The sequence below is a fragment of the Streptomyces sp. NPDC057939 genome (assembly GCF_042887545.1).
In the GTDB taxonomy this organism is placed as follows: domain Bacteria; phylum Actinomycetota; class Actinomycetes; order Streptomycetales; family Streptomycetaceae; genus Streptomyces.
Window position 1 is genome coordinate 36,133 of sequence record NZ_JBHVPG010000013.1, and the last position, 22,727, is coordinate 58,859.

The following is a 22,727-nucleotide window of genomic DNA, read 5'->3' on the forward strand; positions in this document are numbered from 1 at the left end:
CCCTCGACGGCACTGCGGTACCGGTTCCGATGACGGGGGAGAACGAATGAACAAGGCTGTCCGGACCCTGACCAGGGCCGGAACGGTAACGGCCGCCGCCGCGCTGCTCGTTGCCGGGCTGACCGCCTGCGGCGGCCAGAAGACCGGAGCGGGCGGCGACAAGGGCGCGTCGCAGGGCGCGGCCACCCCGGCCGCCTCGGCCGCGAACCCCGCCGAGGCGGTGAAGGCCGCGTACTTGAAGACGGTGGCGGCCAAGTTCGCGAAGGCGGACGTCACCGTCGTCGACGGAGGCAGGACCCAGCGGATGGTCGGGACCAAGGGCTGGTACCCGGCCGCCACCGAGATGACGGTGGTCGGCTCGGGCGTCGGCTCCACGGTGATGATCGGTGACGTCGTCTACTCCCGACCGGGAAAGCCCGTCGCGGGCAAGACCTGGATGAAGCTGGACCTCGCCAAGGGGGGCAAGGGCCGCAGCCGCATCAACGACGACCCGGCCGAATACCTCGGGATCCTCCTGGGCCAGCAGAAGCTCACGTTCGTGGGCGAGGAGCCGACCGACGGGGCCGGGACGCGGCACTACAAGGCCTCCCTCACCAATGCCGACCTGCTCAAGGCCGACGAGTCGAGCAAGGTGATGGAGGAGGCGAACCGCACCTACCTCCACGAGGCGACGAAGGACGTCACCAGCCAGGAACTTGACGTGTGGATCGACGCGCAGGGCCACCCGGTCCGCGTCGAGAGCACGCGGACCGAGTCCGAGGGCGGGACGACGAAGGTCAGCGCCAGGTTCTCCGACTACGGCACGGTCGCACCGGTCGTGGCGCCGCCCGCGGACCAGGTGACGACGTACGAGGACATGCTGAAGGGCGCGGACAAGTCGTTGGGGGAGGCGGACCGGACGCTGAGGGAGGCCGGACTGGGCGGCCTCGAGCGTTCCTGAGGCGATTTGCCTCGACTGGACCGCTTCACGTACGCTTCACCAGAAGCCAAAGACCGCTGGTCGTTGCCCTGCTCGAAAGAGTGTGGCGACCGAAGGATCCGCTGAGTGCGGACGTCCTGCGCAGGTGTTCGTGGAGAAGCTCCCGGAGCGATTCGGTCGAGCTTACGCCCCGTGCGCATGCGCCGGGGCGTTTCGTTTTGTTCAGCCCCTTCTGAGCGGTCCTCATCACCCGGAAGGAGGCCGACGCTCTATGGCAAGGCCCGACAAGGCTGCCGCGGTAGCCGAGCTCACGGACCAGTTCCAGAGCTCGAACGCCGCCGTGCTGACCGAGTACCGGGGTCTCACCGTCGCGCAGCTCAAGACGCTGCGTCGTTCGCTCGGTGAGAACGCCCAGTACGCCGTGGTGAAGAACACGCTGACCAAGATTGCGGCCAACCAGGCCGGGATCACCGCGCTGGACGAGCACTTCGCTGGTCCGACCGCGGTCGCCTTCATCACCGGTGACCCGGTGGAGTCGGCGAAGAGCCTGCGTGACTTCGCCAAGGAAAACCCCAACCTCATCATCAAGGCGGGTGTCCTTGATGGTAAGGCGCTCACCGCCGATGAGATCAAGAAGCTTGCGGACCTCGAGTCCCGCGAGGTTCTGCTCAGCAAGCTGGCCGGCGCGTTCAAGGGCAAGCAGTCCCAGGCTGCCTCGCTCTTCCAGGCGCTGCCGTCGAAGTTCGTCCGCACCGCGGAAGCGCTTCGCGTCAAGCTCGCCGAGCAGGGCGGTGCCGAGTAATTCGGCTCGCGCACTGATCCACGCCGCCTAGTGCGTGGGTCGTAGCGGGCCGTTACGCCCGCCTCTATATACATCCGGCACCTGCCGATTTAGTGGAAGGATCGCCCATCATGGCGAAGCTCACCCAGGACGAACTCCTCGCCCAGTTCGAGGAGCTCACCCTCATCGAGCTCTCCGAGTTCGTTAAGGCGTTCGAGGAGAAGTTCGACGTCACCGCCGCCGCGGCCGTCGCCGTTGCCGGTCCGGGCGCCCCGGCCGCCGTTGAGGCCGCCGAGGAGCAGGACGAGTTCGACGTCATCCTCACCGGTGCCGGCGACAAGAAGATCCAGGTCATCAAGGTCGTGCGCGAGCTGACCTCCCTGGGTCTGAAGGAAGCCAAGGACCTGGTTGACGGCGCCCCGAAGCCCGTCCTCGAGAAGGTCGCCAAGGAGGCCGCTGACAAGGCCGCCGAGGCCCTCAAGGCTGCCGGCGCCGGCGTCGAGGTCAAGTAACACCTCTGAGGCTCTCTGAGGCCTCTTCCAAGGGCGATCACCCGTAAGGGTGGTCGCCCTTTGGCGTACCCGCAGTGCCTGACTTGCCCTGGTCTCGTTGGGGAGTAGGGTGATCATCGTTGCCCCGGAGCAGGGTCCGAAGATGATCCGCTCGGAGCACGGGGCCTTGACGAACGGCCGGCGGCGCGCAATTCTCAGTCCCGTCGCCGACTCCGCCCGGTGGGATTCGAGATACCAGGCATGGATCGGTTACGAAGAGGGCAGTACTGATACGCGCTCTGTGTGCGATGCCGAGCGTTGGCAGGGGTAGTTCAAACGACATGGGGAAGGCCTGTTGCCGGTTTCCGGAAACCTGGTCTGGACATCAGTGAGCCGAGTGGCTACACTGACCCTTTGCGCTGCCTGTTAGCTGCCCCCTGCCCGTCGCCAGGGGCATGCCCACGCTTGAGCACACTGATTGATCGTCTCCGACCTGGTCTTTTCTGCCGGATCGAGAACGTCCGTCTTCCGTGTCGGCTGGGACCGGTACGCGCGTAGTGAGTCCGAGCCCTCGGAAGGACCCCCTCTTGGCCGCCTCGCGCAACGCCTCGACCAATACGAACAACGGTGCCAGCACCGCCCCGCTGCGCATCTCCTTTGCAAAGATCAAGGAGCCTCTTGAGGTTCCGAACCTCCTGGCGCTGCAGACCGAGAGCTTTGACTGGCTGCTCGGCAACGCCGCCTGGAAGTCTCGCGTCGAGTCGGCGCTTGAGAGTGGACAGGACGTCCCCACCAAGTCCGGTCTGGAAGAGATCTTCGAGGAGATCTCGCCGATCGAGGACTTCTCCGGGTCGATGTCGCTGACCTTCCGCGACCACCGTTTCGAGCCGGCGAAGAACTCTGTCGACGAGTGCAAGGAGCGCGACTTCACGTACGCGGCTCCGCTGTTCGTCACTGCCGAGTTCACGAACAACGAGACCGGAGAGATCAAGTCTCAGACGGTCTTCATGGGCGACTTCCCGCTCATGACCAACAAGGGCACCTTCGTCATCAACGGCACCGAGCGTGTCGTCGTGTCGCAGCTCGTCCGTTCCCCCGGTGTCTACTTCGACTCCTCCATCGACAAGACGTCCGACAAGGACATCTTCTCCGCCAAGATCATCCCTTCCCGGGGTGCCTGGCTGGAGATGGAGGTCGACAAGCGCGACATGGTCGGTGTCCGCATCGACCGCAAGCGCAAGCAGTCCGTCACCGTCCTCCTGAAGGCTCTCGGCTGGACCACCGAGCAGATCCTTGAGGAGTTCGGCGAGTACGAGTCCATGCGCGCCACCCTGGAGAAGGACCACACCCAGGGCCAGGACGACGCGCTGCTCGACATCTACCGCAAGCTGCGCCCGGGCGAACCGCCGACCCGCGAGGCCGCTCAGACGCTGCTCGAGAACCTCTACTTCAACCCGAAGCGCTACGACCTCGCGAAGGTCGGCCGCTACAAGGTGAACAAGAAGCTCGGCGCCGACGAGCCGCTCGACGCCGGTGTGCTCACCACCGACGACGTGATCGCGACGATCAAGTACCTGGTCAAGCTGCACGCGGGTGAGACCGAGACGACCGGTGAGTCCGGCCGTTCGATCGTCGTCGAGACCGACGACATCGACCACTTCGGCAACCGTCGTCTGCGCAACGTCGGCGAGCTCATCCAGAACCAGGTCCGCACGGGTCTGGCTCGTATGGAGCGCGTCGTCCGCGAGCGGATGACGACCCAGGACGTCGAGGCGATCACGCCGCAGACCCTGATCAACATCCGGCCGGTCGTCGCCTCCATCAAGGAGTTCTTCGGCACCAGCCAGCTGTCGCAGTTCATGGACCAGAACAACCCGCTGTCGGGCCTGACCCACAAGCGCCGTCTGTCGGCGCTGGGCCCCGGTGGTCTGTCCCGTGAGCGGGCCGGCTTCGAGGTCCGAGACGTCCACCCGTCGCACTACGGCCGCATGTGCCCGATCGAGACCCCCGAAGGCCCGAACATCGGTCTGATCGGCTCGCTCGCGTCCTACGGCCGCGTCAACGCGTTCGGTTTCGTCGAGACCCCGTACCGCAAGGTCATCGAGGGTGTCGTCACCGACGACGTCGACTACCTGACGGCCGACGAGGAAGACCGCTTCGTCATCGCCCAGGCCAACGCCGGCCTGAACGACGAGATGCGCTTCACCGAGAACCGCGTGCTGGTTCGTCGTCGTGGCGGCGAGATCGACTACATCGCCGGCGACGACGTCGACTACATGGACGTCTCCCCGCGCCAGATGGTGTCCGTCGCGACCGCGATGATCCCCTTCCTGGAGCACGACGACGCCAACCGCGCCCTCATGGGCGCGAACATGATGCGCCAGGCCGTTCCGCTCATCAAGGCGGAAGCGCCGCTCGTCGGCACCGGCATGGAGTACCGCTGTGCGGTCGACGCCGGTGACTCGATCCGTGCGGAGAAGGACGGTGTCGTCCAGGAGGTCTCGGCCGACTACATCACCGTCGCCAACGACGACGGCACGTACACCACGTACCGCGTCGCCAAGTTCTCCCGCTCGAACCAGGGCACCTCGGTCAACCAGAAGGTCATCGTCAACGAGGGTGACCGGATCATCGAGTCCCAGGTCCTCGCCGACGGTCCCGCGACCGAAGAGGGCGAAATGGCCCTCGGCAAGAACCTGCTCGTGGCGTTCATGCCCTGGGAAGGTCACAACTACGAGGACGCGATCATCCTGTCGCAGCGCCTCGTGCAGGACGACGTCCTCTCCTCGATCCACATCGAGGAGCACGAGGTCGACGCCCGTGACACCAAGCTGGGCCCCGAGGAGATCACCCGGGACATCCCGAACGTCTCCGAGGAGGTCCTCGCCGACCTCGACGAGCGCGGCATCATCCGCATCGGTGCGGACGTCGTCGCCGGCGACATCCTGGTCGGCAAGGTCACGCCCAAGGGCGAGACCGAGCTGACCCCCGAGGAGCGCCTGCTCCGCGCGATCTTCGGTGAGAAGGCCCGCGAGGTGCGTGACACCTCGCTCAAGGTCCCTCACGGTGAGATCGGCAAGGTCATCGGTGTCCGCGTCTTCGACCGCGAGGAGGGCGACGAGCTTCCTCCGGGCGTGAACCAGCTGGTCCGCGTCTACGTCGCCCAGAAGCGCAAGATCACCGATGGTGACAAGCTCGCCGGCCGTCACGGCAACAAGGGTGTCATCTCCAAGATCCTTCCGATCGAGGACATGCCCTTCCTTGAGGACGGCACGCCGGTCGACATCATCCTGAACCCGCTGGGTGTCCCGTCCCGAATGAACCCGGGCCAGGTCCTGGAGATCCACCTCGGCTGGCTCGCCAGCCGCGGTTGGGACGTCTCCGGTCTCGGTGAGGAGTGGGCCGAGCGCCTCAAGGTCATCGGCGCCGACCGCGTCGAGCCCGGCACCAACGTCGCCACCCCGGTGTTCGACGGTGCCCGCGAGGACGAGCTCACAGGCCTGTTCGAGCACACCATCCCGAACCGCGACGGTGACCGCCTGGTCCTGCCGTCCGGCAAGGCGCGTCTGTTCGACGGCCGCTCCGGTGAGCCGTTCCCGGACCCGATCTCCATCGGGTACATGTACATCCTCAAGCTCCACCACCTGGTCGACGACAAGCTCCACGCGCGGTCGACCGGTCCGTACTCGATGATCACGCAGCAGCCGCTGGGTGGTAAGGCGCAGTTCGGTGGCCAGCGCTTCGGTGAGATGGAGGTGTGGGCGCTCGAGGCTTATGGCGCCGCTTACGCCCTCCAGGAGCTGCTGACCATCAAGTCCGATGACGTCACCGGCCGCGTGAAGGTCTACGAGGCCATCGTCAAGGGCGAGAACATCCCCGAGCCGGGCATTCCCGAGTCCTTCAAGGTGCTCATCAAGGAAATGCAGTCGCTCTGCCTCAACGTGGAGGTGCTGTCCTCGGACGGCATGTCCATCGAGATGCGCGACACCGACGAGGACGTCTTCCGCGCGGCGGAGGAGCTCGGTATCGACCTGTCCCGGCGTGAGCCGAGCAGCGTCGAAGAGGTCTGACGGGCCTGACGGGGGGCTCGCTCAAGAGCCCCCCGTCATCCCCGGGACCGTTCAGACCATGATTGAGACTCGACCCCGAAAGAGGGATTGACGCACAGTGCTCGACGTCAACTTCTTCGACGAGCTGCGGATCGGCCTTGCCACCGCGGACGACATCCGAACCTGGTCCCACGGCGAGGTCAAGAAGCCGGAGACCATCAACTACCGCACGCTCAAGCCCGAGAAGGACGGACTCTTCTGCGAGAAGATCTTCGGTCCTACCCGGGACTGGGAGTGCTACTGCGGCAAGTACAAGCGTGTCCGCTTCAAGGGCATCATCTGTGAGCGCTGTGGCGTCGAGGTCACGCGCGCCAAGGTGCGTCGTGAGCGGATGGGCCACATCGAGCTTGCCGCTCCCGTCACCCACATCTGGTACTTCAAGGGCGTCCCGTCGCGCCTCGGATACCTGCTGGACCTCGCGCCGAAGGACCTCGAAAAGGTCATCTACTTCGCTGCGTACATGATCACGTTCGTGGACGACGAGCGCCGCACCCGCGACCTCCCGTCGCTGGAGGCCCACGTCTCCGTCGAGCGCCAGCAGATCGAGAACCGTCGCGACTCGGACCTCGAAGGCCGCGCCAAGAAGCTCGAGACCGACCTGGCCGAGCTTGAGGCCGAGGGCGCCAAGGCCGACGTGCGCCGCAAGGTGCGCGAAGGCGCCGAGCGCGAGATGAAGCAGCTCCGTGACCGCGCCCAGCGCGAGATCGACCGCCTCGACGAGGTGTGGAACCGCTTCAAGAACCTCAAGGTCCAGGACCTGGAGGGCGACGAGCTGCTCTACCGCGAGCTGCGCGACCGCTTCGGTACGTACTTCGACGGTTCGATGGGTGCCGCGGCGCTGCAGAAGCGCCTGGAGTCCTTCGACCTGGAGGAGGAGGCCGAGCGCCTCCGCGAGATCATCCGTACCGGCAAGGGCCAGAAGAAGACCCGTGCGCTCAAGCGCCTCAAGGTCGTCTCCGCGTTCCTGCAGACCAGCAACAGCCCCAAGGGCATGGTTCTGGACTGCGTGCCGGTGATCCCGCCGGACCTGCGTCCGATGGTGCAGCTGGACGGTGGCCGCTTCGCGACCTCCGACCTGAACGACCTGTACCGCCGCGTGATCAACCGCAACAACCGCCTGAAGCGCCTTCTCGACCTCGGTGCCCCCGAGATCATCGTGAACAACGAGAAGCGCATGCTCCAGGAGGCCGTCGACGCCCTCTTCGACAACGGTCGTCGTGGTCGTCCGGTGACCGGTCCCGGTAACCGTCCCCTGAAGTCCCTCAGCGACATGCTGAAGGGCAAGCAGGGTCGATTCCGTCAGAACCTCCTCGGCAAGCGCGTGGACTACTCCGCGCGTTCCGTGATCGTCGTCGGTCCGCAGCTGAAGCTGCACCAGTGTGGTCTGCCCAAGGCCATGGCGCTGGAGCTCTTCAAGCCGTTCGTGATGAAGCGCCTGGTCGACCTGAACCACGCGCAGAACATCAAGTCGGCGAAGCGGATGGTCGAGCGCGGCCGCACGGTCGTCTACGACGTCCTCGAAGAGGTCATCGCCGAGCACCCGGTCCTCCTGAACCGTGCGCCCACGCTGCACCGCCTCGGCATCCAGGCCTTCGAGCCCCAGCTGGTCGAAGGCAAGGCCATCCAGATCCACCCGCTCGTCTGCACCGCGTTCAACGCGGACTTCGACGGTGACCAGATGGCCGTGCACCTGCCGCTCTCCGCGGAGGCGCAGGCCGAGGCCCGCATCCTGATGCTGTCCTCGAACAACATCCTCAAGCCGGCCGACGGCCGTCCGGTCACGATGCCGACCCAGGACATGGTCCTCGGTCTGTTCTTCCTGACCACCGACGGTGAGCTCCGTGACGTCAAGGGTGAGGGCCGCGCGTTCGGCTCCTCCGCCGAGGCGACCATGGCGTTCGACAACGGCGAGCTGGCGCTCCAGTCGGCCGTCGACATCCGCTTCCCGGTGGGCACCATCCCGCCGCGCGGTTGGGTGCCGCCGGTCGCCGAGGAGGGCGAGCAGGAGTTCCAGCCGGGCGACAGCTTCCGTCTGAAGACGACCCTGGGTCGCGCGCTCTTCAACGAGCTGCTGCCCGAGGACTACCCGTTCGTCGACTACTCGGTGGGCAAGAAGCAGCTCTCCGAGATCGTCAACGACCTGGCGGAGCGCTACCCCAAGGTCATCGTGGCGGCGACGCTCGACAACCTGAAGGCGGCCGGCTTCCACTGGGCGACCCGTTCGGGCGTCACCGTGGCCATCTCCGACGTCGTCGTTCCCGAGGCGAAGAAGGAAATCGTCGCGGGCTACGAGGCCAAGGACGAGAAGGTCCAGAAGCAGTACGAGCGCGGTCTGATCACCAAGGAGGAGCGCACTCAGGAGCTCATCCAGATCTGGACGCAGGCGACCAACGAGGTCGCCGAGGCGATGAACGCGAACTTCCCCAAGACGAACCCCATCTTCATGATGGTTGACTCGGGTGCCCGAGGAAACATGATGCAGATGCGACAGATCGCCGGTATGCGTGGTCTGGTGTCGAACGCGAAGAACGAGACCATCCCGCGTCCGATCAAGGCGTCCTTCCGTGAGGGCCTCACCGTTCTGGAGTACTTCATCTCCACGCACGGTGCCCGTAAGGGTCTGGCGGACACCGCCCTGCGTACCGCCGACTCGGGTTACCTCACCCGTCGTCTGGTGGACGTCTCGCAGGACGTCATCATCCGCGAGGAGGACTGCGGCACCGAGCGCGGCCTCAAGCTCAAGATCGGTGTCAAGGACGAGGCGGGTGTCCTCCGCAAGGCGGACGACGTCGAGACCTCCGTGTACGCCCGCATGCTGGCCGAGGACGTCGTCATCGACGGCAAGGTCATCGCGCCGGCGAACGTGGACCTCGGTGACGTGCTCATCGACGCCCTCATCGCGAACGGCGTCGAGGAGGTCAAGACCCGCTCGGTCCTGACCTGCGAGTCCGCGGTCGGCACCTGTGCCTTCTGCTACGGCCGCTCGCTGGCCACCGGCAAGCTGGTCGACATCGGTGAGGCGGTCGGCATCATCGCCGCCCAGTCCATCGGTGAGCCCGGTACCCAGCTGACGATGCGTACCTTCCACACCGGTGGTGTGGCCGGTGACGACATCACGCAGGGTCTGCCGCGTGTCGTCGAGCTCTTCGAGGCCCGTACCCCGAAGGGTGTCGCCCCGATCTCCGAGGCCGCCGGCCGCGTGCGGATCGAGGAGACCGAGAAGACGAAGAAGATCGTCATCACGCCCGACGACGGCAGCGAGGAGACGGCGTTCCCGATCTCCAAGCGCGCCAAGGTCATCGTGCACGAGGGCGACCACGTCGAGGTGGGCCAGAAGCTCACCATGGGTGCGACCAACCCGCACGACGTGCTGCGCATCCTCGGCCAGCGTGCCGTCCAGGTCCACCTGGTCGGCGAAGTCCAGAAGGTCTACAACTCGCAGGGCGTGTCGATCCACGACAAGCACATCGAGATCATCATCCGGCAGATGCTGCGCCGCGTGACGATCATCGAGTCCGGCGACGCGGAGCTCCTGCCGGGCGAGCTCGTCGAGCGCTCGAAGTTCGAGACCGAGAACCGTCGTGTGGTCACCGAGGGCGGTCACCCCGCCTCCGGTCGTCCGCAGCTGATGGGTATCACCAAGGCCTCGCTGGCGACGGAATCCTGGCTGTCGGCCGCCTCCTTCCAGGAGACGACCCGAGTCCTGACGGATGCGGCGATCAACGCCAAGTCCGACAGCCTCATCGGCCTCAAGGAGAACGTCATCATCGGTAAGCTCATCCCGGCCGGTACGGGCCTTGCCCGCTACCGCAACATCCGGGTGGAGCCGACCGAGGAAGCCAAGGCAGCGATGTACTCGGCCGTCGGTTACGACGACATCGACTACTCGCCCTTCGGCACCGGCTCCGGCCAGGCGGTCCCGCTGGAGGACTACGACTACGGCCCGTACAACGGCTGAGTCGCGACAGAGCGGTAAACGCAGGGCGGTCACCCGAGAGGGTGGCCGCCCTGCGGCGTTTCCCCGGGGGCGACGTACGGGGGGTCCGGCGATGCCCGGCGGGGTCCGTGGTCGTCGCGGGCGGGGCCCGTCCCGTGGTGCCCGTTCCCGTGCCCGTCCTGCCCGGGTACGCAAGAGCCCCCGGCCCGACGGCCGGGGGCTCACCCGAGGGGGTCGCGCCTACGCGTTCTTCTCGTGCCGCCGGCGGACGTACGTGGTGGTGGTGACCGAGATGAGGGTGAGGAGGGCCAGGGCGGCGGCTGCCAGGCCCGGGGTGAGGCCCTTCGGGGTGAAGGTGCAGGAGACCTTCGAGGTGCCCGGCGCGACGTCCAGGGCCACCAGGCCGTGGAAGGGGCGGATCGGGGCCGAGCACTGCCAGCCCGGGACGTTCGTCATGGCGATGACGGCGGTGCCCGAGGCGCCGCGGGGGAGGGTGGCCTCGATGCTGTGGCCGCCCGCCTCGACGGAGGTGGCGCCGGTGGCCGTCAGGTCGCGGATCCGGGTGTCCAGGGCGGTCCGGTCCAGGCAGCCGACGGGGTGGGGGCCGGCCGTGGCGTTCGCGGTCCGGGTTTCGACGGTGACCTCGACGGCGCCGGAGGCGGGGACGGGACCCAGGGGGAGGACACCGCTCATCCGGTCCTCCAGGGGGCGGCGGGAGGAGCCGTGCGCGAGGGTCCCGTACAGCTCGGGGGAGTACCAGAAGGCCTCGGAGCCGGGGGCGCACTGCGCGGCGTACGTCTGAGTGGTGGCGGTGCCGCCGCGGCGGACGTCGGGGACGCGGTACACCGTGGCGCCCAGGACGTTCTCCTGGTGGGCCCAGACGCTGTCCGCGGGGTTGGGGGAGGTGTACGGGGTCGGGCGGAGCGTGACCAGGGGCGGCGCCGCGAAGGTGGTACCCGTCCAGGAGTCGGGGGCGGCGCCGGGGCGGACCCGGGCGCCGATCGAGAAGATCGCGTCGAGCACCGGGTTGTCGGCGCCGAAGAACGTCCGGCCGTCGTTCTTGTAGCCGTAGCCCAGCGGCTCCAGGGCCCGGTACGTGGCCTCCGGGAGGTAGCTGCTGTAGTACTGCGGGCCCTCGGCCCGAAGGGCGAGGGCGTCGTTGTACGAGGTCTGCGGCGCACCCGAATCCGTCCGGTGGGCGGGCCAACCGTCCACCCGTCGGACGGCGTCGAAGTGGTTGGTGATCGACTGGCTGGAGGTGGCGGCCGGCTTCGCCCAGCGTTCGCGGGCGCGCCGGGCGTCGGCGTTCGCCGCGGCGGCCGTGGACTCGGCGAAGACGACGGCGACCATCAGGGCGGCGGCCACCGGGACCAGGAACCGGCGCTTCTCACCCAGTACCAGCAGCACCAGGGCCAGCAGCGAGAGCGCGCCGCCGCCGAGGACGGCGGGCCAGGTCCAGCCGCCGAAGTCGTCGGTGCGGCGCAGGACGAAGGTGGCCACGACCAGCAGCGCGGCGGCGAGCGCCAGGTGGAGCGGCCGGGGCCGGTTGGCCAGCGCCAGCCAGGCCAGGACCACGACCATGCCGCTGAAGACGAACGCCTCGCGGTACGGGTTGCCGTTGGGCACGGCCAGCCCGTGCCACAGGTACTGCGTCGGCGGGAACTGGAAGGAGACGACCACGAGCAGGGTCGCGGCCGCCCACACCAGCCGGGTCCGCTTCGCGATGGCCGTGTTGAAGAGGAAGGTCGCGGCCAGGATCAGGCCCAGGGAGGCGACGTAGAGCCGGGGCCGGCCGCCCCACAGGTGCGTGGCCGGCAGCATTCCGGCGAGGAACACCTCGATCCGCACCGGGTCGAAGGCGCCCGCCGTCGTGGGCTGCGCCGACCCGCTGGACAGGAACGACGGCAGCAGCAGGGGCAGCGTCAGCAGGATGCCGGTCGCCGCCGCGGTCGCCGCCCGGGCCAGGGCCCGCAACCGTTGGGCGCCCGTCATGTCGAGGGTGATCAGGCGGATGGCGAGCAGTACGCAGGCGGCCATCGTGGCCATCATCGCGGTGTAGAAGTTGCCGAACCAGGCGAGGGCGACGAACAGCGCCACCCCCGGCCACCGGCGTCCCTCCAGGCACCACTCGACGGCGATCCCCAGCAGCGGCAGGGCCACCAGGCCCCACAGCCACATCGGGATGTACGAGGCGTCGCTCAGCGCCCAGCCGCACAACCCGTACGTCGCCCCGAGCACCCCCCGCTGCCACCACGGGCCCGGTTGGAGCTTGCCGAGGTAGACGGTCATCAGGGCGGCGGCGGTGCCCATGGTGAGCGGGGTGATCGCGAAGACGGCCAGGTCCACGTGGTCGCGCGGAACGAGTACGGCCAGCCAGGAGAACGGGTTCCCGAGGTACGTGTAGTAGTCGGACAGGAACTGCTGGCCGAAGCCCCCGCGCCAGGTGAACAGGACGTCGCCGGCGGCCTGGCCGTGGACCAGGTCCCAGAGCGCGCGGTGGAACGGGACGTACTGGTTGGCCTGGTCGTTGAGGGCCCGGCCGGTGTTGCCGAAGGGGAAGGTGCCGCGGGCCACCCAGGCCGCGCAGAAGGCGCCCGAGGTGATCAGGAACGCGAGGAGCGGACCGTGGAGGCCGGTCGGGCGGCCGCGCCGGCGTGGCGAGGGGCTCCGGCCGTCGTCGGGAGGCGGGCTTCCGGCCGTCTTCGGCTCCGAGGTGACCGTCCCCAATGTCCTGCTCCTGGCGCTCGTACGTTTTTTGGACTGACTCGCTGGGATTCGCTGGAAGTGTAGTTGGCCCGCTCTACCACGCCGGTTCGAACTCCGCGCGGCCGGCCCGCCTCGGAGGGCGTACGCCCGTGCGGCGCTTGACCTGTGGGGGTTCGGCGGCAGCGGGGGCCCGGCTTATGTTTTGACCGGAGTGGATGCGGTAGGTACGCTCAGACCTTGTGCCTGGGGTGTGCCTGGGCTCCTGTGCGTGTCCATCAACCGCACGTGAGCCCGCATCGGCCACCGCGATCCATGCGTTTCCGTGCTTGCGCGGAGGTCCGCCGGATCCGACACACCCGACCGCGTGGGTCGGCAAAGTTCCAGGTTAGCTTCACTACACGGCACACAGAAACCGGAGAAGTAGTGCCTACGATCCAGCAGCTGGTCCGTAAGGGCCGGCAGGACAAGGTCGAGAAGACAAAGACCCCCGCGCTTGAGGCTTCGCCCCAGCGTCGCGGCGTCTGCACGCGTGTGTTCACGACCACCCCGAAGAAGCCGAACTCGGCGCTCCGTAAGGTCGCGCGTGTGCGTCTGACCTCCGGCATCGAGGTCACCGCTTACATTCCGGGTGAGGGACACAACCTGCAGGAGCACTCGATCGTGCTCGTGCGTGGTGGCCGTGTGAAGGACCTGCCGGGTGTTCGTTACAAGATCATCCGCGGTGCGCTTGACACCCAGGCTGTCAAGAACCGCAAGCAGGCCCGCAGCCGCTACGGCGCCAAGAAGGAGAAGTAAGAATGCCTCGTAAGGGCCCCGCCCCGAAGCGCCCGGTCATCATCGACCCGGTCTACGCATCTCCTCTGGTGACGTCGCTCATCAACAAGATCCTCCTGAACGGCAAGCGCTCCACCGCCGAGCGCATCGTTTACGGCGCCATGGAAGGCCTCCGCGAGAAGACCGGCGCAGACCCGGTCATCACGCTGAAGCGCGCGCTGGAGAACGTCAAGCCGTCGCTCGAGGTCAAGTCCCGCCGTGTCGGTGGCGCGACCTACCAGGTGCCGATCGAGGTCAAGCCCGGTCGCGCGTCCACCCTCTCGCTGCGCTGGATCGTGGGTTACTCCCGCGCCCGTCGCGAGAAGACCATGACCGAGCGCCTCATGAACGAGCTCCTCGACGCCTCGAACGGCCTCGGTGCGGCCGTCAAGAAGCGTGAGGACACGCACAAGATGGCCGAGTCCAACAAGGCCTTCGCGCACTACCGCTGGTAGTCCCACCCCACATCGAGACCGAGAGAAGACCGAAGCCTTATGGCTACCACTTCGCTTGACCTGGCCAAGGTCCGCAACATCGGGATCATGGCCCACATCGACGCGGGCAAGACGACCACCACCGAGCGCATCCTGTTCTACACCGGTGTGTCTTACAAGATCGGTGAGGTCCACGACGGCGCCGCCACGATGGACTGGATGGAGCAGGAGCAGGAGCGTGGTATCACCATCACGTCTGCCGCCACCACCTGTCACTGGCCGCTCGAAGACGTCGACCACACCATCAACATCATCGACACCCCGGGTCACGTCGACTTCACCGTCGAGGTGGAGCGTTCGCTCCGCGTCCTCGACGGTGCCGTCACCGTGTTCGACGGTGTTGCCGGTGTTGAGCCGCAGTCCGAGACCGTTTGGCGTCAGGCGGACCGCTACGGCGTCCCGCGCATCTGCTTCGTCAACAAGCTCGACCGCACCGGCGCCGAGTTCCACCGCTGCGTCGACATGATCAAGGACCGCCTCGGTGCGGTTCCGATCGTCATGCAGCTCCCCATCGGTGCCGAGGCCGACTTCCAGGGTGTCGTCGACCTCGTCACGATGAAGGCGTTCGTCTGGTCCGCCGAGGCGACCAAGGGCGAGATGTACGACATCGTCGACATCCCGGCCACGCACACCGAGGCTGCTGAAGAGTGGCGCGGCAAGCTGGTCGAGACCGTCGCCGAGAACGACGACGAGATCATGGAGCTGTTCCTGGAGGGCAACGAGCCCTCCGTCGAGCAGCTGCACGCCGCCGTCCGTCGCATCATCCTCGGCTCCGGCAAGGGCAAGGGCGAGCCCACGATCACCGCGGTGTTCTGTGGCACGGCGTTCAAGAACAAGGGCGTTCAGCCCCTGCTCGACGCCGTCATCCGCTACCTCCCGTCGCCCCTGGACATCGAGGCCATCGAAGGCCACGACGTCCGGGACGCCGAGGTCGTCGTGAAGCGCAAGCCCTCGGACGAGGAGCCCCTCGCGGCGCTCGCGTTCAAGATCATGCGCGACCCGCACCTCGGCAAGCTCACCTTCGTCCGGGTTTACTCGGGCCGCCTGGAGGCCGGCACCGCGGTGCTGAACTCCGTCAAGGGCAAGAAGGAGCGCATCGGCAAGATCTACCGCATGCACGCGAACAAGCGTGAGGAGATCGTCGCGGTGGGCGCCGGTGACATCGTCGCCGTCATGGGTCTGAAGCAGACCACCACCGGTGAGACGCTGTGTGACGACAAGGCCCCCGTGATCCTGGAGTCCATGGACTTCCCGGCTCCGGTCATCCAGGTCGCCATCGAGCCCAAGTCCAAGGGTGACCAGGAGAAGCTGGGTGTCGCCATCCAGTCTCTCGCGGAGGAGGACCCCTCCTTCCACGTTCACTCGGACGAGGAGACCGGCCAGACCATCCTCGGCGGTATGGGCGAGCTGCACCTCGAGGTGCTGGTCGACCGTATGAAGCGCGAGTTCAAGGTCGAGGCCAACGTCGGCAAGCCGCAGGTGGCCTACCGCGAGACGATCCGCAAGACCGTCGAGCGTCACGACTACACCCACAAGAAGCAGACCGGTGGTACCGGTCAGTTCGCCAAGGTGCAGATCGCGATCGAGCCCATCCTCGAGGCCGACGGTCCGGCGTACGAGTTCGTCAACAAGGTCACCGGTGGCCGCATCCCGAGGGAGTACATCCCCTCGGTCGACGCCGGTGCGCAGGAAGCCATGCAGTTCGGCATCCTGGCCGGCTACGAGATGACCGGCGTTCGCGTCATTCTTCTCGACGGTGGCTACCACGAGGTGGACTCCTCGGAGCTCGCCTTCAAGATCGCCGGTTCGCAGGCATTCAAGGAGGCCGCTCGCAAGGCGTCTCCCGTCCTGCTCGAGCCGATGATGTCCGTTGAGGTCACCACGCCCGAGGAGTCCATGGGCGACGTGATCGGTGACATCAACTCCCGCCGTGGCCAGATCCAGGCCATGGAGGAGCGTCACGGCGCTCGTCTCGTGAAGGGCCTCGTGCCGCTTTCGGAGATGTTCGGCTACGTCGGAGACCTCCGCAGCAAGACCTCGGGTCGCGCCAGCTACTCGATGCAGTTCGACTCCTACGCCGAGGTTCCCCGGAACGTCGCTGAGGAGATCATCGCGAAGGCCAAGGGCGAGTAACTCTTCCGAGTACACGCTTTAGGCTTGTCACCGGAGCCTCTGGGGCAACAGGAGCAACCCTCCCGCTGCCCCGGGGGAGCCGGCTATCCAGCAAAGATCACCTGGCGCCGACCATTCAAGGCGTACAGAACCACTCTCAGGAGGACCCCCGTGGCGAAGGCGAAGTTCGAGCGGACTAAGCCGCACGTCAACATCGGCACCATCGGTCACATTGACCACGGTAAGACGACCCTCACGGCCGCCATTACCAAGGTGCTGCACGACAAGTACCCGGACCTGAACGCGGCTTCGGCCTTCGATCAGATCGACAAGGCTCCTGAGGAGCGTCAGCGCGGTATCACCATCTCGATCGCGCACGTCGAGTACCAGACCGAGGCGCGTCACTACGCCCACGTCGACTGCCCGGGTCACGCGGACTACATCAAGAACATGATCACCGGTGCCGCGCAGATGGACGGTGCCATCCTCGTGGTCGCCGCCACCGACGGCCCGATGCCGCAGACCAAGGAGCACGTGCTCCTGGCCCGCCAGGTCGGCGTTCCGTACATCGTCGTCGCCCTGAACAAGGCCGACATGGTGGACGACGAGGAGATCCTGGAGCTCGTCGAGCTCGAGGTCCGCGAGCTGCTCTCCGAGTACGACTTCCCGGGCGACGACCTTCCGGTCGTCCAGGTCTCCGCGCTGAAGGCGCTCGAGGGCGACAAGGAGTGGGGCGACAAGCTCCTCGGCCTGATGGACGCCGTCGACGAGGCGATCCCGACCCCGCCGCGTGACACCGAGAAGCCCTTCCTCATGCCCGTCGAGGACGTCTTCACGATCACCGGTCGTGGCACCGTCGTCACCGGTCGCATCGAGCGTGGTGTCCTGAAGGTCAACGAGACCGTTGACATCATCGGCATCAAGCAGGAGAAGACCACCACCACGGTCACCGGCATCGAGATGTTCCGCAAGCTGCTCGACGAGGGCCAGGCGGGCGAGAACGTCGGTCTGCTCCTCCGTGGCATCAAGCGCGAGGACGTCGAGCGCGGCCAGGTCATCATCAAGCCCGGTTCGGTCACGCCGCACACCGAGTTCGAGGCCGCCGCGTACATCCTGTCGAAGGACGAGGGTGGCCGTCACACCCCGTTCTTCAACAACTACCGCCCGCAGTTCTACTTCCGTACCACGGACGTGACGGGCGTTGTGACCCTCCCCGAGGGCACCGAGATGGTCATGCCCGGTGACAACACCGACATGACGGTCAACCTCATCCAGCCCGTCGCGATGGAAGAGGGCCTGAAGTTCGCCATCCGTGAGGGTGGTCGTACCGTGGGCGCCGGCCAGGTCACCAAGATCACGAAGTAATTTCGTGCTCTGACCCGGTCGTCCGCGCGAGCGGACACCATGTTTGACGAAAGGGCCCCTTCCCACCGCTCCGGCGGCGGGGAGGGGCCCTTTCGCGTGCCGGGTGCCCCGAGCGACCTGAGAGGGGCCCGGGGACGCGCTGTCGGCGGCGTATGAGACGCTCCCGATGTGTGGGGGCGCCGTAAGGGCGCAGCAGGAACGTTTCACGGGGTGGGGAACAGGCATGGCACAGCGGGACGACGACCGACCGGGCATATCCGACGAGGAATGGCGGCGGTTCGGCGAGCAGGTGGGGCAGGGGAACGCGGACGCGCCCCAGGAGCCGTCCGCGCGGGCGCGGATGGTGACCGAACGGCTGCGGCGCGAGGACGAGGAACGCCGGAAGGCGGCCGGTCGGTTCGGGCGCAAGCGGCGGGCGGCCGCGGCCGAGCCCGCGGGTTGGCGCACCGGGCCGGCGTGGCAGGAGATGGAAGGGCGGGGGAGGGGCAGGCGCCGGTTGAAGGCCGCGGCGGCGATCGTCCTCGTGGCCGGACTGGCGCTGATCGCGCTGCGGCCGGAGCTGCTGATCGACCGGGTCACGGGCAAGGCCGACTCCCGGGCGGCCGAGCAGGCCGGTCCGCTGCCGGCGGAGTCCGTCCGCCCGAGCGCGGCTCCGGAGAGCCAGTACCCGGACCGGCCCACCCTGAAGGATCCCTTCCGGGGGTCGCCGGCCCTCCAGTGGGCGGACGGCGCCGCCGGCATCGAGGTTCCGCAGGCAGAGGCCGTCAACGGGGTCGACAAGGAGCGGGTCGCGGACGGGATCGCGAAGGCGAAGCAGTTCCTGGTGGCGTCCAACCTGGACCCGGCGGTGCTGCGGGGGGAGCGTCCGGTCGCCGCGCTGGCCCTCCTCGATCCCAAGGACGAGGAGCTCCACCGGCGGATGGGTACGGCCTACGAGCGGCCGACCGAGGACGCGGACCCGCTGGAGCTGTTCACCCGGTACGACCCGGCCGAACTGCGCCCGGTGGGGGACGTGGTCAAGGTGCGCGGACGCATGTGGCTGGAGCCGGGGCCGGAGCGCGGACAGGCCGCCATCAAGCTGGACTACTCCTTCGTCCACCCCTTCGTGAAGGTGCGGGGGAACCCGGAGGACGTGGCCCGGAGCATCGTGCGGCGGGAGCTCACGTTCCACGTCGTCGACGCGAAGGCGTGGGACTCGACTCCGGGGAAGTTGTGGCTCCGGGAGACCCTGCGGGACGTCGCCAACACCGCCTGCGACAAGAACGACGGCTACCTGCACCCGTCGTTCTTCTCGGACCCCGAGGAAAGCGGACCTGAACCTTCCGGTGTGCCGGTGGATCCGTACGACCGCAGCCGGGGCATCGACACCCCCGGTCAGGAGGAGTGCGGCCGGCTCTCCCGGTCCTGACCAGGCAGGGACCCCGTCGGGCAAACGCGCGCCGTAGTTTGACGTGTCCCCGCGGCGGGGTATTCTCTTCCGCCCGATTGGCCAGGTACGTGTCTCGTATGGCAGACTACTCAAGTTGCTCGGTTGAGTGCCGATGCTGCGCGCCTCCCGCCGGGAGGACCGGAAGCGAGTCCCACAGTACTCGTCGTCCTTAATCTGCCTTTCGGGGCAGCAATGGGGACGGACGTACGGGAATCTTCTGGGAAGTGTCAGCAAGGTGCTTACCAGGCACTCGGTGGGTGTCTTTCCCCCGATGCGCGGTCAGGGACCGCATCCCCTTGGACGAGGGAATTTCCGTATGGGAATTTTCTGTAGAGGGTGTGCGACACGCCCGACCGCGTGGGTCGGAGAAGAGACTGCGGGAGTCATCCCGCGGCCAATCGGGAGCCAGAGCGTTCCACATACAGACAGGACTACGGAGTAGCCATGGCGGGACAGAAGATCCGCATCCGGCTCAAGGCCTACGACCACGAGGTCATCGACTCCTCGGCGAAGAAGATCGTCGAGACGGTGACCCGCACTGGTGCGTCGGTCGCAGGCCCGGTGCCGCTGCCCACTGAGAAGAACGTGTACTGCGTCATCAAGTCGCCGCACAAGTACAAGGACTCGCGCGAGCACTTCGAGATGCGCACGCACAAGCGCCTGATCGACATCCTCGACCCGACGCCCAAGACCGTTGACTCGCTGATGCGCCTGGACCTTCCGGCCGGCGTTGACATCGAGATCAAGCTCTGAGAGGCGTCGAGAAGATGGCAAAGCAGATCAAGGGCGTCCTGGGCGAGAAGCTCGGCATGACCCAGGTCTGGGACGAGAACAACCGTGTCGTCCCGGTCACCGTGGTCAAGGCCGGACCCTGCGTCGTTACCCAGGTCCGTACGAACGACATCGACGGCTACGAGTCGGTCCAGATCGCCTTCGGCGAGATCGACCCGCGCAAGGTGAACAAGCCCCTCAAGGGCCACTTCGCCAAGGCCGACGTCACCCCCCGCCGCCACCTGGTGGAGCTCCGCACCTCCGACGCCAGCGAGTACACGCTCGGCCAGGAGATCACTGCTGAGGTGTTCGAGTCCGGCGTCAAGGTTGACGTCACGGGCAACAGCAAGGGCAAGGGCTTCGCCGGTGTCATGAAGCGTCACAACTTCAAGGGCCTCGGTGCCGGTCACGGCGTCCAGCGCAAGCACCGCTCCCCCGGTTCGATCGGTGGCTGCGCCACCCCTGGGCGTGTCTTCAAGGGCATGCGCATGGCCGGTCGTATGGGTAACGAGCGCGTCACCACCCAGAACCTGACCATCCACGCGGTTGACGCGGAGAAGGGTCTGCTCCTCATCAAGGGCGCGGTCCCCGGTCCGAACGGCGGCCTCGTCCTGGTCCGTACCGCGGCCAAGGGGGCTTGAGGTAATGAGCACCATTGACATCCTTTCGCCGGCAGGCGACAAGGCCGGTACCGTCGAGCTCCCCGCGGAGATCTTCGACGCGAAGACCAGCGTTCCGCTGATCCACCAGGTCGTTGTCGCTCAGCTGGCTGCTGCCCGTCAGGGCACGCACAAGACCAAGCGTCGTGGCGAAGTCCGTGGTGGTGGCCGCAAGCCGTACCGCCAGAAGGGCACCGGCCGCGCTCGCCAGGGTTCCACCCGCGCTCCGCAGTTCGTCGGCGGTGGCGTCGTCCACGGCCCTCAGCCGCGTGACTACTCCCAGCGGACCCCGAAGAAGATGAAGGCCGCCGCCCTCCGCGGTGCCCTCTCGGACCGTGCGCGTCACTCCCGCATCCACGTCGTCACCGGCGTGGTCGAGGGTGCCGCCTCCACGAAGGCCGCCAAGACGCTGTTCGGCAAGATCTCGGAGCGCAAGAACCTGCTCCTGGTCGTCGACCGCGCCGAAGAGGCCGCGTGGCTGTCCGCCCGCAACCTGCCCCAGGTTCACATCCTGGAGCCGGGCCAGCTGAACACGTACGACGTGATCGTCTCTGACGACGTGGTCTTCACCCAGGCCGCTTTCGAGTCCTTCGTGTCTGGCCCCAAGGCCGATGAGACCGAAGGGAGCGACGCCTGATGTCCGAGGCGACCGTTACCAGCAAGACCTTCACCGACCCGCGCGACCTGCTGATCAAGCCGGTTGTGTCGGAGAAGAGCTACGCGCTGCTGGACGAGAACAAGTACACGTTCATCGTCGCGCCCGGCTCCAACAAGACCCAGATCAAGCAGGCCGTGGAAGCGGTCTTCGGGGTCAAGGTCACCGGGGTCAACACGATCAACCGTCAGGGTAAGCGCAAGCGCACCAAGACCGGTTTCGGCAAGCGCGCTGACACCAAGCGCGCCATCGTGACCCTCGCTGAGGGCGACCGAATCGACATCTTCGGCGGCCAGGCCTCCTAACGGAGGTCTAGTCGTCCGGAATCGGACGAGGACTGAGAAATGGGTATCCGCAAGTACAAGCCGACGACCCCGGGCCGTCGTGGCTCCAGCGTCGCCGACTTTGTCGAGATCACGCGGTCCACGCCGGAGAAGTCGCTGGTTCGCCCTCTGCACAGCAAGGGCGGCCGTAACAACACCGGTCGGATCACTGTTCGCCACCAGGGTGGCGGTCACAAGCGCGCCTACCGCGTGATCGACTTCCGTCGTCACGACAAGGACGGCGTGCCGGCCAAGGTCGCGCACATCGAGTACGACCCCAACCGCACCGCGCGCATCGCGCTGCTGCACTACGCCGACGGCGAGAAGCGCTACATCATCGCGCCGCGCGGTCTGCAGCAGGGCGACCGGATTGAGAACGGCCCCACGGCCGACATCAAGCCGGGCAACAACCTGGCTCTGCGCAACATCCCGGTTGGTACGACCATCCACGCCATCGAGCTGCGTCCCGGCGGCGGTGCGAAGTTCGCCCGCTCCGCCGGTGCGTCCGTGCAGCTGCTTGCGAAGGAGGGCGTCATGGCCCACCTCCGCATGCCGTCCGGCGAGATCCGTCTCGTCGACGCCCGCTGCCGCGCCACGGTCGGCGAGGTCGGCAACGCCGAGCAGTCGAACATCAACTGGGGCAAGGCCGGCCGTATGCGCTGGAAGGGCGTTCGCCCGTCCGTCCGCGGTGTCGCGATGAACCCGGTTGACCACCCGCACGGTGGTGGTGAGGGCAAGACCAGTGGTGGTCGCCACCCGGTCTCCCCGTGGGGTCAGAAGGAGGGTCGTACTCGCTCGCCGAAGAAGGCTTCGAGCAAGTACATCGTCCGCCGCCGCAAGACGAACAAGAAGCGCTAGGAGCGGGTTTAGATGCCGCGCAGTCTCAAGAAGGGGCCCTTCGTCGACGACCACCTCGTAAAGAAGGTGGACGTCCAGAACGAAGCCGGCACCAAGAACGTCATCAAGACCTGGTCCCGTCGCTCGATGATCATCCCCAGCATGCTGGGTCACACCATCGCGGTGCACAACGGCAAGACCCACGTCCCGGTGTTCGTCACCGAGTCGATGGTCGGCCACAAGCTCGGCGAGTTCTCGCCGACTCGCACCTTCCGCGGCCACGTCAAGGACGACCGGAAGTCGAAGCGCCGCTAAAGGCGGGGTGG

17 protein-coding genes are annotated in these 22,727 nt (G+C 67.0%); 16 read left to right on the forward strand and 1 reads right to left on the reverse strand.

What is annotated here, in order from left to right; translation table 11 throughout:
• Positions 1–46 precede the first annotated feature (46 nt).
• From ACFVS6_RS17035 to ACFVS6_RS17055, 5 genes are all read left to right on the forward strand, one after another.
• On the forward strand, positions 47–940 hold the full coding sequence (locus ACFVS6_RS17035) for a hypothetical protein (protein WP_389704564.1): 894 nt from the start codon (positions 47–49) through the stop codon (positions 938–940).
• A 250-nt stretch (positions 941–1,190) separates the two neighbouring features.
• On the forward strand, positions 1,191–1,721 hold the full coding sequence (gene rplJ / locus ACFVS6_RS17040) for a 50S ribosomal protein L10 (protein WP_215144029.1): 531 nt from the start codon (positions 1,191–1,193) through the stop codon (positions 1,719–1,721).
• 110 nt (positions 1,722–1,831) lie between these two features.
• Positions 1,832–2,212, forward strand: coding sequence for a 50S ribosomal protein L7/L12 (rplL, locus tag ACFVS6_RS17045; protein WP_281204225.1), 381 nt, complete (start codon positions 1,832–1,834; stop codon positions 2,210–2,212).
• 566 nt (positions 2,213–2,778) lie between these two features.
• Positions 2,779–6,261 (forward strand): DNA-directed RNA polymerase subunit beta, encoded by a 3,483-nt coding sequence (rpoB, locus tag ACFVS6_RS17050; RefSeq protein WP_281204226.1) that lies wholly within the window; start codon positions 2,779–2,781, stop codon positions 6,259–6,261.
• Between the two features lie 97 nt (positions 6,262–6,358).
• A complete protein-coding gene (locus tag ACFVS6_RS17055) occupies positions 6,359–10,258 on the forward strand; it encodes a DNA-directed RNA polymerase subunit beta' (RefSeq protein WP_389704567.1) in 3,900 nt (1,299 codons plus the stop codon).
• A 219-nt stretch (positions 10,259–10,477) separates the two neighbouring features.
• Here ACFVS6_RS17055 and ACFVS6_RS17060 read toward each other — a convergent pair whose 3' ends face one another.
• Positions 10,478–12,964, reverse strand: a complete 2,487-nt coding sequence (locus tag ACFVS6_RS17060; protein WP_389704569.1) for a YfhO family protein — start codon at positions 12,962–12,964, stop codon at positions 10,478–10,480.
• A 402-nt stretch (positions 12,965–13,366) separates the two neighbouring features.
• On the opposite strand from ACFVS6_RS17060, the gene rpsL reads away from it, so the two are divergent.
• The 11 genes from rpsL to rpsS all read left to right on the forward strand — a co-directional run bounded on the left by rpsL (position 13,367) and on the right by rpsS (position 22,716).
• Positions 13,367–13,738, forward strand: a complete 372-nt coding sequence (rpsL, locus tag ACFVS6_RS17065; protein WP_007265893.1) for a 30S ribosomal protein S12 — start codon at positions 13,367–13,369, stop codon at positions 13,736–13,738.
• A 2-nt stretch (positions 13,739–13,740) separates the two neighbouring features.
• On the forward strand, positions 13,741–14,211 hold the full coding sequence (gene rpsG, locus ACFVS6_RS17070; protein WP_266626462.1) for a 30S ribosomal protein S7: 471 nt from the start codon (positions 13,741–13,743) through the stop codon (positions 14,209–14,211).
• Between the two features lie 39 nt (positions 14,212–14,250).
• On the forward strand, positions 14,251–16,383 hold the full coding sequence (gene fusA, locus ACFVS6_RS17075) for an elongation factor G (RefSeq protein WP_389704571.1): 2,133 nt from the start codon (positions 14,251–14,253) through the stop codon (positions 16,381–16,383).
• Between the two features lie 150 nt (positions 16,384–16,533).
• Positions 16,534–17,727 (forward strand): elongation factor Tu, encoded by a 1,194-nt coding sequence (gene tuf / locus ACFVS6_RS17080; protein ID WP_281204230.1) that lies wholly within the window; start codon positions 16,534–16,536, stop codon positions 17,725–17,727.
• A 223-nt stretch (positions 17,728–17,950) separates the two neighbouring features.
• Positions 17,951–19,135: a hypothetical protein gene (locus ACFVS6_RS17085; protein ID WP_389704573.1), complete on the forward strand. Its 1,185-nt coding sequence runs from the start codon at positions 17,951–17,953 to the stop codon at positions 19,133–19,135.
• A 465-nt stretch (positions 19,136–19,600) separates the two neighbouring features.
• Complete coding sequence (gene rpsJ / locus ACFVS6_RS17090; protein WP_003948644.1) at positions 19,601–19,909, forward strand: 30S ribosomal protein S10; 309 nt, start codon at positions 19,601–19,603, stop codon at positions 19,907–19,909.
• Positions 19,910–19,923: 14 nt separating this feature from the next.
• Positions 19,924–20,568: a 50S ribosomal protein L3 gene (gene rplC / locus ACFVS6_RS17095; protein WP_281204232.1), complete on the forward strand. Its 645-nt coding sequence runs from the start codon at positions 19,924–19,926 to the stop codon at positions 20,566–20,568.
• A 4-nt stretch (positions 20,569–20,572) separates the two neighbouring features.
• Entirely contained in the window at positions 20,573–21,223 is a 651-nt protein-coding gene (gene rplD, locus ACFVS6_RS17100) for a 50S ribosomal protein L4 (RefSeq protein WP_030388861.1), read from the forward strand.
• Positions 21,223–21,546 (forward strand): 50S ribosomal protein L23, encoded by a 324-nt coding sequence (rplW, locus tag ACFVS6_RS17105; protein WP_030154694.1) that lies wholly within the window; start codon positions 21,223–21,225, stop codon positions 21,544–21,546. Before rplD ends, rplW begins: the two co-directional genes overlap by 1 nt.
• Positions 21,547–21,585: 39 nt before the next feature.
• Positions 21,586–22,422 carry a 50S ribosomal protein L2 gene (gene rplB / locus ACFVS6_RS17110; RefSeq protein WP_030388860.1) on the forward strand — a complete coding sequence of 279 codons (837 nt, stop codon included), beginning with the start codon at positions 21,586–21,588 and terminating at the stop codon, positions 22,420–22,422.
• 12 nt (positions 22,423–22,434) lie between these two features.
• Positions 22,435–22,716 (forward strand): 30S ribosomal protein S19, encoded by a 282-nt coding sequence (rpsS, locus tag ACFVS6_RS17115; protein ID WP_008739713.1) that lies wholly within the window; start codon positions 22,435–22,437, stop codon positions 22,714–22,716.
• The last annotated feature ends 11 nt before the right edge of the window (positions 22,717–22,727 follow it).